This is a genomic window from Peribacillus butanolivorans (assembly GCF_001273755.1).
Taxonomy (GTDB): Bacteria; Bacillota; Bacilli; order Bacillales; family DSM-1321; genus Peribacillus; species Peribacillus butanolivorans.
This window is the reverse complement of sequence record NZ_LGYA01000001.1, coordinates 4064668-4077554: the sequence shown is the minus strand read 5'-3', so window position 1 is coordinate 4077554 and position 12887 is coordinate 4064668. Positions and strand designations below refer to the sequence as shown.

The window sequence follows — 12887 nt, the reverse complement described above, 5'->3', positions numbered from 1 at the left end:
TAAAAAAGAGTGAGGGTATAGAACCACATTAAATCTTGGCTCTTTTTCACCACCTATATCTAACCTGCATCCCATATTGTCCTCTATGTCGCAGTTTCTTTTTAATGTTTGGAGACGAAAAGTAAAAAATAAAAAGTAGGGAGAAGCGAAATATGGAAAATGAGATGTTGAAAGTATTTGATGCGGATCGTAAACAAATCGGCGTGGCTACTCGTGAAGAAGTACATAGAATAGGATATTGGCATGAGGTATTCCATTGTTGGTTCGTTAGTAGAGAAGCGGGAGTAGATTATCTTTATCTCCAACATCGTTGTGCGATGAAAAAAGATTATCCGAACCTATTGGATATTACGGCTGCCGGACATTTGCTGGCTCATGAAACGATATACGACGGTGTAAGGGAGATTAAAGAAGAAATAGGCATCGATGTTTCATTCGCTGAGTTGGTCCCACTAGGGATTATTGAATATCATGTAACAAAAGAAAATTTCATCGACAAAGAATTAGCTAACGTATTTCTATATGAAAGTACTCAGTGTTTCAGTGACTTCACCTTACAAAAAGAAGAAGTTTCAGGGATGGTAAAAGTTGAATTGGCTGATTTTGAAGACCTGTGGGACGGAACAAAAGAAGAAGTGAATATCCAAGGCTTTGAAATCAATCAAGATGACCATAGAATGATGATAGATCAATATGTTGGCAGAGATAAATTTGTGCCGCATGATATTTCCTATTATAAAAGCATTATTAGGTTGATCAGAGAAAACTTATCATAGCTTTCAGGTTCTGACCAAAGCTAACTAAAACTTAAGCCCCAACAAAACAATTCGAGTTTTGTTGGGGCTTAAGTTGTGTTCAAAAAGCTGAAAATCTCAATGTCATTGTGTTGTACCGTTACTTTGCATCATGAAAAATGATTCCCATCCCGTAGCGTATTCCAGATTGAAGAGTGCTTACGCCATGACGCATCGTATTCTTGTAATATCCTTGTTTACCTTCTACTGGCCGGTGGTTCGTAGGGAAGAGGAGTGCTTCTCCTTGTTCTAGCGTGATGACATGCCCTCGGCTTTGGGCTCGGGGGCGCTGTTCCACAAGAATGGATTCTCCTCCTGTATAATCGACTCCCCGCTGATTTAGTGTAAATACAACTTGGAACGGGAAATAAACGTCTCCATATAGATCCTGATGCATACAATTATAGCCGCCTGCTTCATATTTAAGAATAAGAGGGGTTGAACGGGTTTGTTCTTTTTCATGGCACTCTTCTAAAAAAGCAGCTAACGTATCAGGATAAATGGCTTCTTTCCCTAATTGGTGCAACCATCGATTAGCAGCTATTGCGAGTTCAGGGTAAAATGCTGTACGTAGCTCCTGCAATAAAGCAGGCAAAGGATAATCGAAATATTTATACTCGCCTTCACCGAAGCGATAACGTCCCATGTTGATTGTGTTTCGATATAGTTCTTCTTGGTCATACAAATTGATAAAGTTTTGACATTGTTCAGGAGTAAGCAGGACAGGCAATTTTGCAAAGCCTTGGTCGTCCAATGTTTGATGAATTTGGCCCCAGTCAAGTGTGTAGATTGGTGAATTCAACTCCCTATTCATTTATCTCCCTCCATTTTGTGCTTCTAATTGAAGCAGATATTGTTTCATCTCCGTTCCTCCGCGGTACCCAGTTATGGCTCCATTTTTTCCAATTACCCGATGACAGGGCACTGTAATCAGAACTGGATTGGCACCGATAGCCGTTCCGACTGCGCGAACAGCTTTAGGTCTTTGAATGTGCTCGGCAATATCAGAATAGGAATAGGTTTTTCCATAGGGTATTTGATTCAATGCTGCCCAAATTTCTTGTTGAAATGGCGTTCCTTTAACATCTACGGGTAATGAGAAAGTTTGTCGATTTCCCTCGAAATATTCATACAGTTCTTTTAGATAGGGCTTTAAGGCTTCTTCATTTTCAACAAGGTTCGTCAAGGGGAAGCGTTTTTGTATCCAAGTTTTCAGCTCATCATACGATTGACCAGGTGAACCTACATAACAAAGGCCCTTTTCAGACTTGGCTACATATAATTGCCACTTATCGTATTTTAAAATGGCCCAATCTATTGTTTGCTCTTTAACATTCATCATGTTGTTCACGCTCCTTTTTCAAGTTTTGATGGTAAGCTTTTCGATATCCTGATGGTGTATATCCCGTTTTCTTTTTGAATAACGTTATAAAATAGGGGGTGCTTGAAAATCCTACAGCCAATCCTATTTCGGTTACCGGCTGTTCGGAGCTTTCAAGCATTCTAATTGCTTTTTCAAGGCGAAGCTGTTGAATATATTCAGTAGGCGATAGACCTTTCACACGCTTAAACAATCTTTGTAAGTGGTAGGGACTGCCATGAGAAATATCCGCCAATGTGTTCAAGGTGAGGGGCTCGCTGTAATGTTGCTCAATCCATTCAGTTATTTGCTCAATCCACTCATCTGTTGGCAGATTCAAGCCTTCGGGTTTACAGCGTTTACAAGGCCTGAAATTTTCTTCTAAAGCCATATTGGCATTTTTGAAAATCTGCACGTTTTCTTTGTTGGGCACCCTGGATTTACAAGAGGGCCGACAAAAGATGCCTGTTGTTTTTACGCCATATAAAAAATGATCATCATACGCTGTGTCACACTCTACAATAGCTTTCCAGTAATCATTCGGAATGTCTGTTTTTTTCAAATTCATCACATTCACCTCTCCAATTAGTATACAAGAAAGTATTGATATACAAACATTTCGATAATATAAAAGCAAGATAACGTAATTTCTTTCAAATAGGAATAGGAAAAGACGCCGAAGATGGCTGACCGAAAAAATAAGAAAAAAGCCTTTCACTATATTAGTGATCGATTTTTTTCTTGTGTGACTATAAATAGGTTGAATCTGTTAAGGAAGGTAGATAAAGCTCCAGGAGTATTTGCGACAAATAGAATTAATTTATGGCAGAGTGATAACTTGGCTGTTTCGCAAACATAGTTTGGTTGTGAATCACAAAAGGGTCTATCAGTTGATGAAAGAGTTAGTTCACTTTTTTTATACAAAATGAAATAACAAAGCAGTTCTAAATGATCTACGATTTAGACTGCTTGGTTATTAAAAGATATCCCTTAATTTAAATTAATGTGCGGTATAGCCCCCATCAACAAGAAGGGTTGTACCATTAACAAAACTAGCATCATCACTTGCTAAAAATAAGACAGCCTTTGCTATTTCTTCTGGTTTTCCAAGTCTGCCTTGTGGATGAAGAGAAACTAAATATTCTTTCGTTTGAGGATCAACACTTGCAAGTAAAGGAGTGTCAATATAACCAGGGCAGACCGCATTAATACGAATACCATCTTTTGCATAAGCAGTACATAAGTTTTGAGTTAGTAGCTTCACGCCACCTTTTGCAGAGGAATAGGCTGTTGGATTTGGTAATGAAACAAAACTATGAATAGAACCAGCGTTAACAATGACACCGCCTGTACCTTGTTTAAGAAACTGTTCAATCGAATATTTATCAGAAAGGAATACTCCTGACAAATTAATATCGATGGTTCGTTTCCATTTTTCATAGGACAATTCATGTGCTGGTGCATCATCAGCAACTCCAGCATTTGCATACATAATATCTAGCTTGCCGTATTTATTCACGGTTTCATTGATCATCTGTTTAATATCTTCTTCATTTGTTACATCTGTTTTAACAAATAATGTATTATATCCATTCGTATTCAATTCTACTGATATGTCTTTACCACGTTCTGAAAAGTCAGCAATGACCACTTTTGCTCCTTCTTCAGCAAAAAGGCGAACAGTCGCTTCACCAATTCCACTTGCTCCACCTGTTACGATTGCTACTTTGTCTTTTAATTTCATATCAATCTCTCCATTCTGCAATTAATTCAAGTCGATATCCTATTGTTAACATTGCTAAATCTTTTATCTTGCTGTTGCCCCACCGTCAATCACAAATTCTGCACCTGTCGTGTAAGCTGATTCATCAGAAGCAAGAAATAGTACTGTATTTGCTACATCTTTTACAGATCCTAGATGTCCTAAAGGAAATAAATTTGCACCTAATTGTTCTTTTGAATTTCCAGTTACCTCAGAAGCATAGTCTGCCATTCCAGTATCGATGTATCCAGGATGGATAGAGTTCACTCTAACCCCCGCAGAAGCATATTCCATCGCCGCATCTTTTGTCATAATACGTACGGCTCCTTTACTAGCACCATATAGAACATGTCCTGGAGATCCCATCAAACCTGCTATGGAGGAAGCATTAATCACTGAACCTTTATTTTGTTTGGCCATCAAAGGCATGATATGTTTCATTCCTAGGAATACGCCAGTCACATTAATAGACATTAAAAGATTCCATTCTTCTACTTCAATCTCTGCAAGAGGTTTTATTTTATAAATTCCAGCATTGTTGAAAAGAATATCAACTTTGCCAAAAATCTTGATGGTTTCCTCTGCAACCATTTTCCAGTCTTCCTCTTTGCTAACATCGTGTTGGACGAAAAGTGCTTCTCCCCCGTTTGTTTGAATGTCTTTTACTGCTTGATTTCCAGATTCTTGATTTATGTCTGTGATAACAACCTTTGCTCCTTCTTTAGCAAATAATAAGGCTGTTTCTTTACCGATTCCTGTACCTCCACCGGTTATGATGGCTACTTTATTTTCAAGTCTCATTACAAGTACGCATCCTTTCAATATTTATTAAAATCATGTATAAAATTGTGTACAAAGAACCTTTTTACTATTCGAAATCGGATTCAAAAAGATTTACTAACTTGCTACACATTCATCTTACTACGTTCAGTTTGAAATACTATCCTATAAGATGATGTATAATAATAGAGTGAATATCCTCCATTTATAGGGTTATTTTGTTTGAAGGAGAAGAATTTCTTATGACTCAGCCATTTCATCCATATGAAGAAATTACGTTTCAACAATTCGTATTGTTCATCAAAACTCATAGCAAACAGATTGAAGAAAATATAAATATCTATCTCAGTCTAGAACCTTCCATTTCCGAGTCAGATCGAAAAATAACTGATACGTTGCTGCATTCATTTTTTCAACTATTAACCCAATCGAATATTGTAGGTATCGATGAAGATTTAGCTAGCCACTTTGACAATTGGCTTCAATCTCAGCTATCGATATTAAATATGAAAAGTTTTAACCTGTTTCAATTGATTTTCCAAAAATCTTTGATTACACTCATGATCCAAATAAAACATAACCGAATCATTCCTATATTAATGTTTTCATTATCTATTTTTACTTACCTTGTCCATAGTTATAACAATTGGGTAGATGCAGATACTACAGATCTTACCAAGAAAAATCCCCATGAAAATAGGGAACTTAAAAGGCTACAATTATTAGACAAATTAAACAAACTCCTGATTCGCTCTTCAGGAGTTTATGATTTAGCCTATATATTAAAAAAATGTGAAGAGTATTTTCACTATAAACGATGTGTTTTTTACGCTTATATCCCATGGTCGAATCAATTCTATGGTGTAATTGGTGCAGAGCTTCCAAAGGTACAGAGCATGAAAGGACAGCTTAGTGAGCAGAATACAGTTTTAAGTTCCAAAAAGCCGATTTATTTAAAAAATCCAAAAAATTATGTGAAAGAGGAACATGTAAAATTATTTAATCTGTCTTCCGTTATCTTTATACCGATCACCCATCAAGATCAATTGTTTGGATGGCTTACTTTTGATCAATTAGGTGAAGAATTTGATTGTTCAAAAGGTGAACTAGATTTACTAGAACAAGTCGGGAACCGTCTTGGTTTATATTTTTCAAGAAAAGGTGAAGAAGTGGCAAAAACTTCCGATCTTCACTTAACAGAAAGAGAAACCACGATTCTTGATTTGCTTTCGGAAGGGTACGACAATAAAAAAATAGGTGAATTATTGTTCTTAAGCGAGCATACGGTGAGAGATTATGTGAGCAGTTTAATGACTAAACTAAAAGCAAAAAATAGGACGCAAGTCGTTGCCCTTGCTTTTCGATTAGGTTTATTAAATTAATTCCTCCCTTTTGCAAATCCGTCAACAATGAGAGGGTCTTAGGAAAACCTAATATATGGACGATGGACACTAAGAAGGACCAAAAATAATGGTCTTTTTTCTTTTGGTTTACTTATGATTTCTCAACTTTCAGCCTCTAGGATTCATTACTTTTTTTGTTTGTTTTCATACCCCGTCCAAATTTTGAAGGAAAGTGCAAGATAACGTAATTAATTTTTTGGAAATACGATTAGAATAAAGAGAATGTGAAGAAGGAGGGGCAATATGAAAGAGCCATATAAAATGAACAAAGAATTACTTGATAAAGAGAAGGCTGAATTGATCATCCACGCCCCCAAAGAGTTTAGCTTTTCGGAAAACTTGAGCTACCTGTCACGATCCTCCAATGAATGTCTATTCGAAATTGTTGATCAAAAAATTTATCGTGCCTTATTCGTAGAAAACGAGACAATATTAGTTGAAATCCGAGCTGAGAACGACACGATGATTTTTGTTCGATTTTTAGGTCGTACTACTTCAATAGAAGAACATGTTCATGAAGCCGTTTCCCTATACATTCGACAATGGTTTGATCTGGACAGGAATCTGCTTCCATTTTATGAGTTAGCAAAAAATGATCCTATCTTGCAAAGGCCAGTAAGTCAATTTTATGGTCTGCGAAATATAGGTATCCCAGATTTATTTGAAGCTATTGCCTGGGGAATTCTTGGACAGCAAATCAACTTGACGTATGCTTATACATTGAAACGGAGACTTGTTGAGAGATTCGGTAAATCTGTAGAATATGAAGGAGAGAAATATTGGCTGTTCCCAACGCCTGAAGTGATCGCGAATTTAACCGTAGAAGATTTAGTAGAAATGAAGATGACCGTGAAGAAATGCGAATATTTAATTGGCGTGGCCCAACTGATGGTTCGAGGAGATCTCACAAAAGAAGAGTTGTTAAATGCTAAGGATGTTAAAGCGGCTGAAAAAATGCTGACCAAAATTCGTGGAATCGGTCCGTGGACAGCGAACTATGTATTGATGCGCTGTTTACGTTTTCCAGCAGCTTTTCCAATTGATGATGTCGGGTTGCATAATTCAATGAAATTGGTTATGGAAACTGAAGCAAAACCTACGAAAGAAGAAATTCTCAAATTATCAGGAGCGTGGGCCAATTGGGAGTCTTATGCGACGTTCTATTTATGGAGATTGCTATATTGAAAAGTCATGGTAAAGCTCTCTTGAATTGGGTTCAAGCGGGCTTTTGAATGTTCATTTTTCAATGTGGGAACTATATGAAAATCCTGTTTTTGATGCCCTATCGTAATATCTTCAAAATGTAAATGTGTGAAATCCAATTCATCTTTGAAAACATTTGATTGTTCAGGTGAGACTGGCTTAAGGTCAAACGAACCTTCAGGAAGTTTCATTGGAGAAGCCATATAGATATATTGAGTCAAAAATGTTTTCCCTTTTCGCTTACAATAATGTTTTACAGAGCGTACTAAGTGAGAATCCCCCTAATAATTACAAAGTTGCCCAACCATCTCAAGCCTATTCACCATATCTTATTACATTCAATCATGTAGAGGTGAATGGCTATGTATATGTACCCAATGTATCATTATGAAGATCAAGATTATCTTGTACGACAGTTTCCAGGTCTACCCGGCTTTCCAAGTATACCTGGATTACCTGGTTTACCAGGGGTTCCGAGCCAACCGGGATTTCCAGGTGCACCAGGATTTCCGGGCCAACCAGGATCACCACCAAGTTCACAAGCGCCAACGGCCCCTCCGCCATCGTTTATCCCTCTCCAACAATCGGCTTCAACATTTGCTGTAGATCCAGGAGCCATTTCATTTTGCTTATTCCGGAATACATTTATATGGTTAAATAATGGTGCAAGTTTCTGGTATTATCCCATTTTTGTCGGTCCGCGATCTGTTGCAGGCTTCAGATGGAATGGCAGGTTCTGGACGGTCTTTGGCATTGATACAAGACAAATTAATTCATTTACATGTTTTTGAAAATAAAGTATTCAAAGGGGATGTTAGTCAGAATATCTCCTTTGAACATTGGAGAAATTTGATAATCTAAGCTTTAAACTGCTTTGCTTTCTTCCAATTAGAAAGGGTTTCAAAGCAAGATAGAATCAGGACAAGCCAAAGAAAACCATTATTCAACAAATCCTACTGTTGATTGTCCTCCTCTCTGGTTAAATTATCCCGTAGAAAAGGCTGATTTTAGTAAAACTCAACAAGTAGTTCCACAAGCTTTATAAGAAATAAATCAAGTAAATACCATTTAGTATTGAACAGGTTTTGGGCTTGGTTTGATAAATCTTTTTCAAAACAAGCTCTCTCTTTTTATCAGGGTTAATGTTCATTATTTATTAGAAATGGTAAAATCGTTATATTCCTATAAAATTTAAAAAGTGGAAATGAAAATAGAGGATGCTGTTGAATATGAAGAAAGTATCGCTAGAAACCAAGATTCTTGGGTTAGTCTTATCATTGAGCTTATTTTTGATTCTCCTATTAACGACCTCCTTTTCTTATATGGAAGGAAGACAAATAGCGAAGGATAAAGGTCAGTTAGCTTTGGAGTTATCAAGAACCATTAGTTTTATGCCTACCGTCACGGAGGCATTTGAATCCGAAAATCCTGCTAGGACGATCCAGCCGATTGCCGAAAAAATTCGCAAGGAAACGGGGGCTGAATTCATCGTTGTAGGAAATAAAGAGGGAATTCGTTATTCTCATCCGTTAGCCTCTGAAATAGGGAAGCGAATGAAAGGTGGGGATAACAACCGAGCTATAAAAAATGGTGAATATTACGTTTCTGAAGCGGCTGGTTCGCTTGGTCTTTCTATTCGAGGAAAGTCACCGGTATTTGATAAGGATGGAAAAATAATTGGAATCGTTTCGGTCGGTTTTTTAGTGAACGATGTTCGTGCCCAAATTTTTAAGGATTTATCTAAAGAGATGATTGTGTCTTTAGTAGCCATTATGATATCAATCGTCGGGAGCTATATGCTGGCAAGAAGCATACGTAAAGATACATTAGGGTTAGAGCCATTTGAAATTGCTAATTTATATAAAGAGAAAAATGCTGTACTTCACTCGGTGAAAGAAGGTATTTTAGCCATTGATCAAAATGGTTTGATTACATCTATGAATCAGCCGGCAAAAAAGTTGCTGGATATAAAAGAACCTGTTCGCCATTTGAATGTAGATGGGTTGTTTCCTTCAACATATTTATATGAAGTGTTGAAATCAGGGGAACCGCAAGTGGATAAAGAAATTTCATGGAAAGATAAATCTGTTATTGTGAATTGCACGCCGATCTTCGATAGTGAAGGTGTAAGCGGTGTAGTCGCTTCGTTCCGTGATCGAACAGAAATAGAGGAAATGGTTAACACACTATCGGAAGTGAAGATGCATTCAGAGGATTTAAGGGCACAAACCCATGAATTTACCAATAAATTATATGTTCTATCCGGATTGATACAGTTAGGGGAATATGATGAAGCAATAGATATGATTCAAAGCGAAACATCCGAATTGTACTCTCTGAACCGTGTTGTGTTCGAACAGATTAAAGATACAAAGGTACAAGCTCTGTTACTTGGGAAGATAGGAAAAGCATCAGAAAAGAAGATTCCCTTTGAAATAGACTCACAAAGTTACTTAGAGAAACTCCCGGACCATATAAAATTGTCCCAACTTACCTTGATTCTTGGCAATATAATCGATAATGCGCTGGAAGCGGTTTCTGGCATGGATGAGCCACTAGTGAAATTTTTCGCTACCGATATCGGAAATGATATGGTATTTGAAGTAAGTGACAATGGAAAGGGAATACCCGAGAATGATATCGCGTTTATTTTCGACCGGGGTTTCACTTCGAAAACAAGTGGAAATCCAAGTGGATATGGACTATCAAATGCTGATCATGTTGTAAAAGAGTTGGGTGGCATCATCGAAGTTCAAAGCGAGGAAGAAAACACCGTATTTACCGTGTATCTTCCTAAAGAGCAGACAGGAGGGAAAGAATGCTAAAAATAAGAGCGGTCATTGCAGAAGATGATTTTCGTGTAGCGGATATCCATGAAAAATTTTTAAAAAACTTTGAAGAAATAGAAGTGGTCGGGAAAGCTGTAAATGCCAAAAAAACTCTTCGGATCTTGGAACAAAAAAGCCCTGATCTGCTTCTGCTTGATGTCTATATGCCGGATCAGCTTGGTACAGACTTACTTCCAAGCATTCGTCAGAAATTCCCGAATGTGGATATTATCATGATTACGGCAGCCACAGAAAAAGAACAACTTGAAAAGGCCCTTCACTATGGTGTAGAGAATTATTTAATTAAACCGGTAGAAATGAAGCGCTTCAACCAAGTCATAGAGGAGTATCTTAAGAAAGCCCACCTGATGCAATCTAAACAAGATATAGACCAGGATTTTGTTGATCTTATTTTAAAAAAGGGATCGGCTACGCCGGAAACCAATGATGGACCTGCATTACCAAAAGGAGTCGACGAAATCACATTAACGAAAGTAATGGAAGTTCTTGAAATAAGCGACATTGGTTTGTCAGCTGAGCAAGTGAGCTCTCAAATCGGCGCTTCTAGAACAACAGCAAGGCGTTATCTGGAATACCTGATATCCGTAAAGAAATGTAAGGCAGAAGTAATATATGGAGTAGTGGGGAGACCAGAACGTAGATATTATAAGATTTGATTCAGAGAAAGATAACCTAGGAAATATAAAAACACCTTCGTAAATGGAGGTGTTTTTTTGATGGGAAAATCGGTGGGTAGAAAAGTGCTTGAGAGATTACCAATATTGTTAAAATCATTTAAAAACCAACGATTCAAACCCCGGCATGGCATCCGGTATTGTCTGAAAATTGAAGATGAAAAGTACCTCCGTGAACACAATGAACACAATTAACAAAATAGTTTTAAAACACAATAAATTGAAAACGCTTACAGATTAAGCGTTTTCATATACAATTTACTTTATTAGAAGATAGGAGTGATAGATATGCTCGCTTTATTAGGATACTTGATGATTTTAGTGTTTATGATTTTAATTATGACAGGGCGACTTTCAGCCATGATAGCTTTGATCGTAGTACCTAGTGCCTTCGCACTTATTGGTGGTTTCGGTAGTCAAATGGGTGAAATGGCGCTAGAAGGAATCAAAAGTGTGGCGCCAACAGGAATCATGATTTTATTTGCAATCCTTTTCTTTGGTATTTTGATTGATGCTGGAGTTTTTGATCCAATCATTAATACGATCCTTAGACTTGTAAAAGGAGATCCTGTAAAAATTGCCATCGGTACAGCAGTTTTGGCTTTACTTATTTCGTTAGATGGAGATGGTACAACCACATATATGATCACGATTTCTGCCATGCTTCCGCTATATAAACGGATTGGAATGAAACCGCTTATATTAGCTGGTATCGCGGTTTCTGCATCTGGAGTCATGAATCTTCTTCCTTGGGGAGGCCCGACAGCAAGGGTGATGACTGCTTTGAAACTAGAAATGTCCGATGTTTTCACGCCTGTTATTCCTGCTATGATTGGCGGTGTGCTATTCGTTCTATTCATGGCATATTGTATGGGTAAAAAAGAAAGAAAAAGAATTGGGATAATAGAAGTAGATTATCATGCTGTAGCTCAACATGCGGCTGCAACCGAAGATGCTTACATTAAGCGTCCTAAATTAATTGTCTTTAATTATGCGTTAACACTTACCCTGCTAGTGGCGCTGATTATGGAACTTATGCCTTCAGCGGTCCTATTTATGATAGGTTTTGCCATTGCTATTACGATTAATTATCCGAAAGTAAGTGATCAAAAAGAACGTGTAGCCAATTATGCTGACAATGCTTTATCAGTTGTTTCGATGATATTTGCAGCAGGTGTCTTTACCGGAATTCTTTCCGGAACGGAAATGGTAGATGCTATGGCAAACTCTATGATTCAGCACATTCCTGACCAAATGGGTGCACACTTTGCCGTTATCACAGCTATCATTAGCGCACCTTTTACTTTCTTCATGTCTAATGACGCCTTCTATTATGGCGTACTTCCATTACTTGCTAAGGCAGGTGCTGCTTATGGAATTGATCCTGCCATGATAGGAAGAGCTTCTCTTTTAGGGTTGCCAGTTCATCTATTAAGTCCGCTTGTTCCATCTACCTATCTATTGATTGGGATGGTAGGAGAAGATTTTGGAGCCCTGCAGCGTACTTTCTTGAAGTGGGCTTGCGGATCGACACTTGTCATGATTTTGGTATCTCTTGTATTAGGAATAATCCCACTATAAGAGATATAGCAAGTAGTTCCTCGATTTTTTAAAGTACCCTTTTATTGTAAAGAGCCCCATTCGTACTAGTACTAGTACGAATGGGGCTCTTTAATTTCGATTGAAAGGTGGCCCTCTATCCTACTGCTCGCTTTCCTCACTAACACTCTATCTATCAAAGCTCATAATGATATTTATTACTGGCTGATTGAACTACCCACCACTTATCGACTTTACGGTCTGATTGAAGTGGGGGATTCCTAAGAACATTAGCCTATCGGCCAATTTTTAATTAGGCTACTCCCGTAGTTCCTACGGTTAGAAGCCTTATGGCTTCATTCATTAGATTGAGTCCTGCGTTAATATCTCGATCGTGGTGAGTAGAACAAAAAGGACAATCCCATTCACGAAGATTCAGATGTTTAACGTCTTTATTTTGGTAACCGCAGCTAGAACACAATTGGCTAGAAGCAAACGTTTTAGATACGGTCACGATTTGTTT

At 37.7% G+C, this 12887-nt stretch carries 14 protein-coding genes; 7 read left to right on the top strand and 7 right to left on the bottom strand.

The window, feature by feature from the left end:
- Positions 1-152: 152 nt before the first annotated feature.
- Entirely contained in the window at positions 153-776 is a 624-nt protein-coding gene (locus tag AKG34_RS18795) for an NUDIX hydrolase (RefSeq protein WP_053347498.1), read from the top strand.
- A gap of 118 nt (positions 777-894) precedes the next feature.
- On the opposite strand, the gene AKG34_RS18790 is transcribed toward AKG34_RS18795, so the two are convergent.
- From AKG34_RS18790 to AKG34_RS18770, 5 genes are all read right to left on the bottom strand, one after another.
- Positions 895-1608 carry a 2OG-Fe(II) oxygenase gene (locus AKG34_RS18790; RefSeq protein ID WP_053347497.1) on the bottom strand — a complete coding sequence of 238 codons (714 nt, stop codon included), beginning with the start codon at positions 1606-1608 and terminating at the stop codon, positions 895-897.
- Positions 1609-2136: a methylated-DNA--[protein]-cysteine S-methyltransferase gene (locus AKG34_RS18785; RefSeq protein WP_053347496.1), complete on the bottom strand. Its 528-nt coding sequence runs from the start codon at positions 2134-2136 to the stop codon at positions 1609-1611.
- Entirely contained in the window at positions 2123-2722 is a 600-nt protein-coding gene (locus AKG34_RS18780; protein WP_053348163.1) for a bifunctional transcriptional activator/DNA repair enzyme AdaA, read from the bottom strand. The genes AKG34_RS18785 and AKG34_RS18780 overlap by 14 nt, the downstream gene beginning before the upstream one ends.
- Positions 2723-3154: 432 nt before the next feature.
- A complete protein-coding gene (locus AKG34_RS18775) occupies positions 3155-3898 on the bottom strand; it encodes an SDR family NAD(P)-dependent oxidoreductase (RefSeq protein ID WP_053347495.1) in 744 nt (247 codons plus the stop codon).
- A 63-nt stretch (positions 3899-3961) separates the two neighbouring features.
- Positions 3962-4717 carry an SDR family NAD(P)-dependent oxidoreductase gene (locus AKG34_RS18770; protein ID WP_053347494.1) on the bottom strand — a complete coding sequence of 252 codons (756 nt, stop codon included), beginning with the start codon at positions 4715-4717 and terminating at the stop codon, positions 3962-3964.
- Between the two features lie 221 nt (positions 4718-4938).
- Between AKG34_RS18770 and AKG34_RS18765 the strand changes: the two genes are divergently transcribed.
- Positions 4939-6078, top strand: a complete 1140-nt coding sequence (locus AKG34_RS18765) for a LuxR C-terminal-related transcriptional regulator (protein WP_053347493.1) — start codon at positions 4939-4941, stop codon at positions 6076-6078.
- 264 nt (positions 6079-6342) lie between these two features.
- On the top strand, positions 6343-7284 hold the full coding sequence (locus tag AKG34_RS18760) for a DNA-3-methyladenine glycosylase family protein (protein ID WP_407946266.1): 942 nt from the start codon (positions 6343-6345) through the stop codon (positions 7282-7284).
- On the opposite strand, the gene AKG34_RS28365 is transcribed toward AKG34_RS18760, so the two are convergent.
- The gene (locus AKG34_RS28365; RefSeq protein ID WP_053347492.1) at positions 7260-7523 is read right to left on the bottom strand and encodes a hypothetical protein; all 264 of its coding nucleotides are present in this window, start codon (positions 7521-7523) and stop codon (positions 7260-7262) included. The genes AKG34_RS18760 and AKG34_RS28365 overlap by 25 nt on opposite strands.
- Positions 7524-7664: 141 nt before the next feature.
- Here AKG34_RS28365 and AKG34_RS18750 point away from each other — a divergent pair, with 141 nt between their 5' ends.
- From AKG34_RS18750 to AKG34_RS18735, 4 genes are all read left to right on the top strand, one after another.
- Positions 7665-8093: a collagen-like protein gene (locus AKG34_RS18750; RefSeq protein WP_053347491.1), complete on the top strand. Its 429-nt coding sequence runs from the start codon at positions 7665-7667 to the stop codon at positions 8091-8093.
- A gap of 438 nt (positions 8094-8531) precedes the next feature.
- Positions 8532-10127 (top strand): ATP-binding protein, encoded by a 1596-nt coding sequence (locus AKG34_RS18745; protein ID WP_053347490.1) that lies wholly within the window; start codon positions 8532-8534, stop codon positions 10125-10127.
- A complete protein-coding gene (locus AKG34_RS18740) occupies positions 10121-10807 on the top strand; it encodes a response regulator (protein WP_053347489.1) in 687 nt (228 codons plus the stop codon). Before AKG34_RS18745 ends, AKG34_RS18740 begins: the two co-directional genes overlap by 7 nt.
- 306 nt (positions 10808-11113) lie before the next feature.
- Positions 11114-12406: a CitMHS family transporter gene (locus AKG34_RS18735; protein WP_053347488.1), complete on the top strand. Its 1293-nt coding sequence runs from the start codon at positions 11114-11116 to the stop codon at positions 12404-12406.
- 271 nt (positions 12407-12677) lie between these two features.
- On the opposite strand, the gene AKG34_RS27150 is transcribed toward AKG34_RS18735, so the two are convergent.
- On the bottom strand, positions 12678-12887 hold a 210-nt coding region (locus AKG34_RS27150; RefSeq protein WP_152952377.1), incomplete at its 5' end, for a zinc ribbon domain-containing protein.

What these genes read in the sequence shown, in the direction of transcription:
- AKG34_RS18795 (WP_053347498.1), top strand. Translation starts at nt 153, where the DNA reads ATGGAAAATGAGATGTTGAAAGTATTTGATGCGGATCGTAAACAAATC.
- AKG34_RS18790 (WP_053347497.1), bottom strand. Translation starts at nt 1,608, where the DNA reads ATGAATAGGGAGTTGAATTCACCAATCTACACACTTGACTGGGGCCAA.
- AKG34_RS18785 (WP_053347496.1), bottom strand. Translation starts at nt 2,136, where the DNA reads ATGATGAATGTTAAAGAGCAAACAATAGATTGGGCCATTTTAAAATAC.
- AKG34_RS18780 (WP_053348163.1), bottom strand. Translation starts at nt 2,722, where the DNA reads ATGAATTTGAAAAAAACAGACATTCCGAATGATTACTGGAAAGCTATT.
- AKG34_RS18775 (WP_053347495.1), bottom strand. Translation starts at nt 3,898, where the DNA reads ATGAAATTAAAAGACAAAGTAGCAATCGTAACAGGTGGAGCAAGTGGA.
- AKG34_RS18770 (WP_053347494.1), bottom strand. Translation starts at nt 4,717, where the DNA reads ATGAGACTTGAAAATAAAGTAGCCATCATAACCGGTGGAGGTACAGGA.
- AKG34_RS18765 (WP_053347493.1), top strand. Translation starts at nt 4,939, where the DNA reads ATGACTCAGCCATTTCATCCATATGAAGAAATTACGTTTCAACAATTC.
- AKG34_RS18760 (WP_407946266.1), top strand. Translation starts at nt 6,343, where the DNA reads ATGAAAGAGCCATATAAAATGAACAAAGAATTACTTGATAAAGAGAAG.
- AKG34_RS18750 (WP_053347491.1), top strand. Translation starts at nt 7,665, where the DNA reads ATGTATATGTACCCAATGTATCATTATGAAGATCAAGATTATCTTGTA.
- AKG34_RS18745 (WP_053347490.1), top strand. Translation starts at nt 8,532, where the DNA reads ATGAAGAAAGTATCGCTAGAAACCAAGATTCTTGGGTTAGTCTTATCA.
- AKG34_RS18740 (WP_053347489.1), top strand. Translation starts at nt 10,121, where the DNA reads ATGCTAAAAATAAGAGCGGTCATTGCAGAAGATGATTTTCGTGTAGCG.
- AKG34_RS18735 (WP_053347488.1), top strand. Translation starts at nt 11,114, where the DNA reads ATGCTCGCTTTATTAGGATACTTGATGATTTTAGTGTTTATGATTTTA.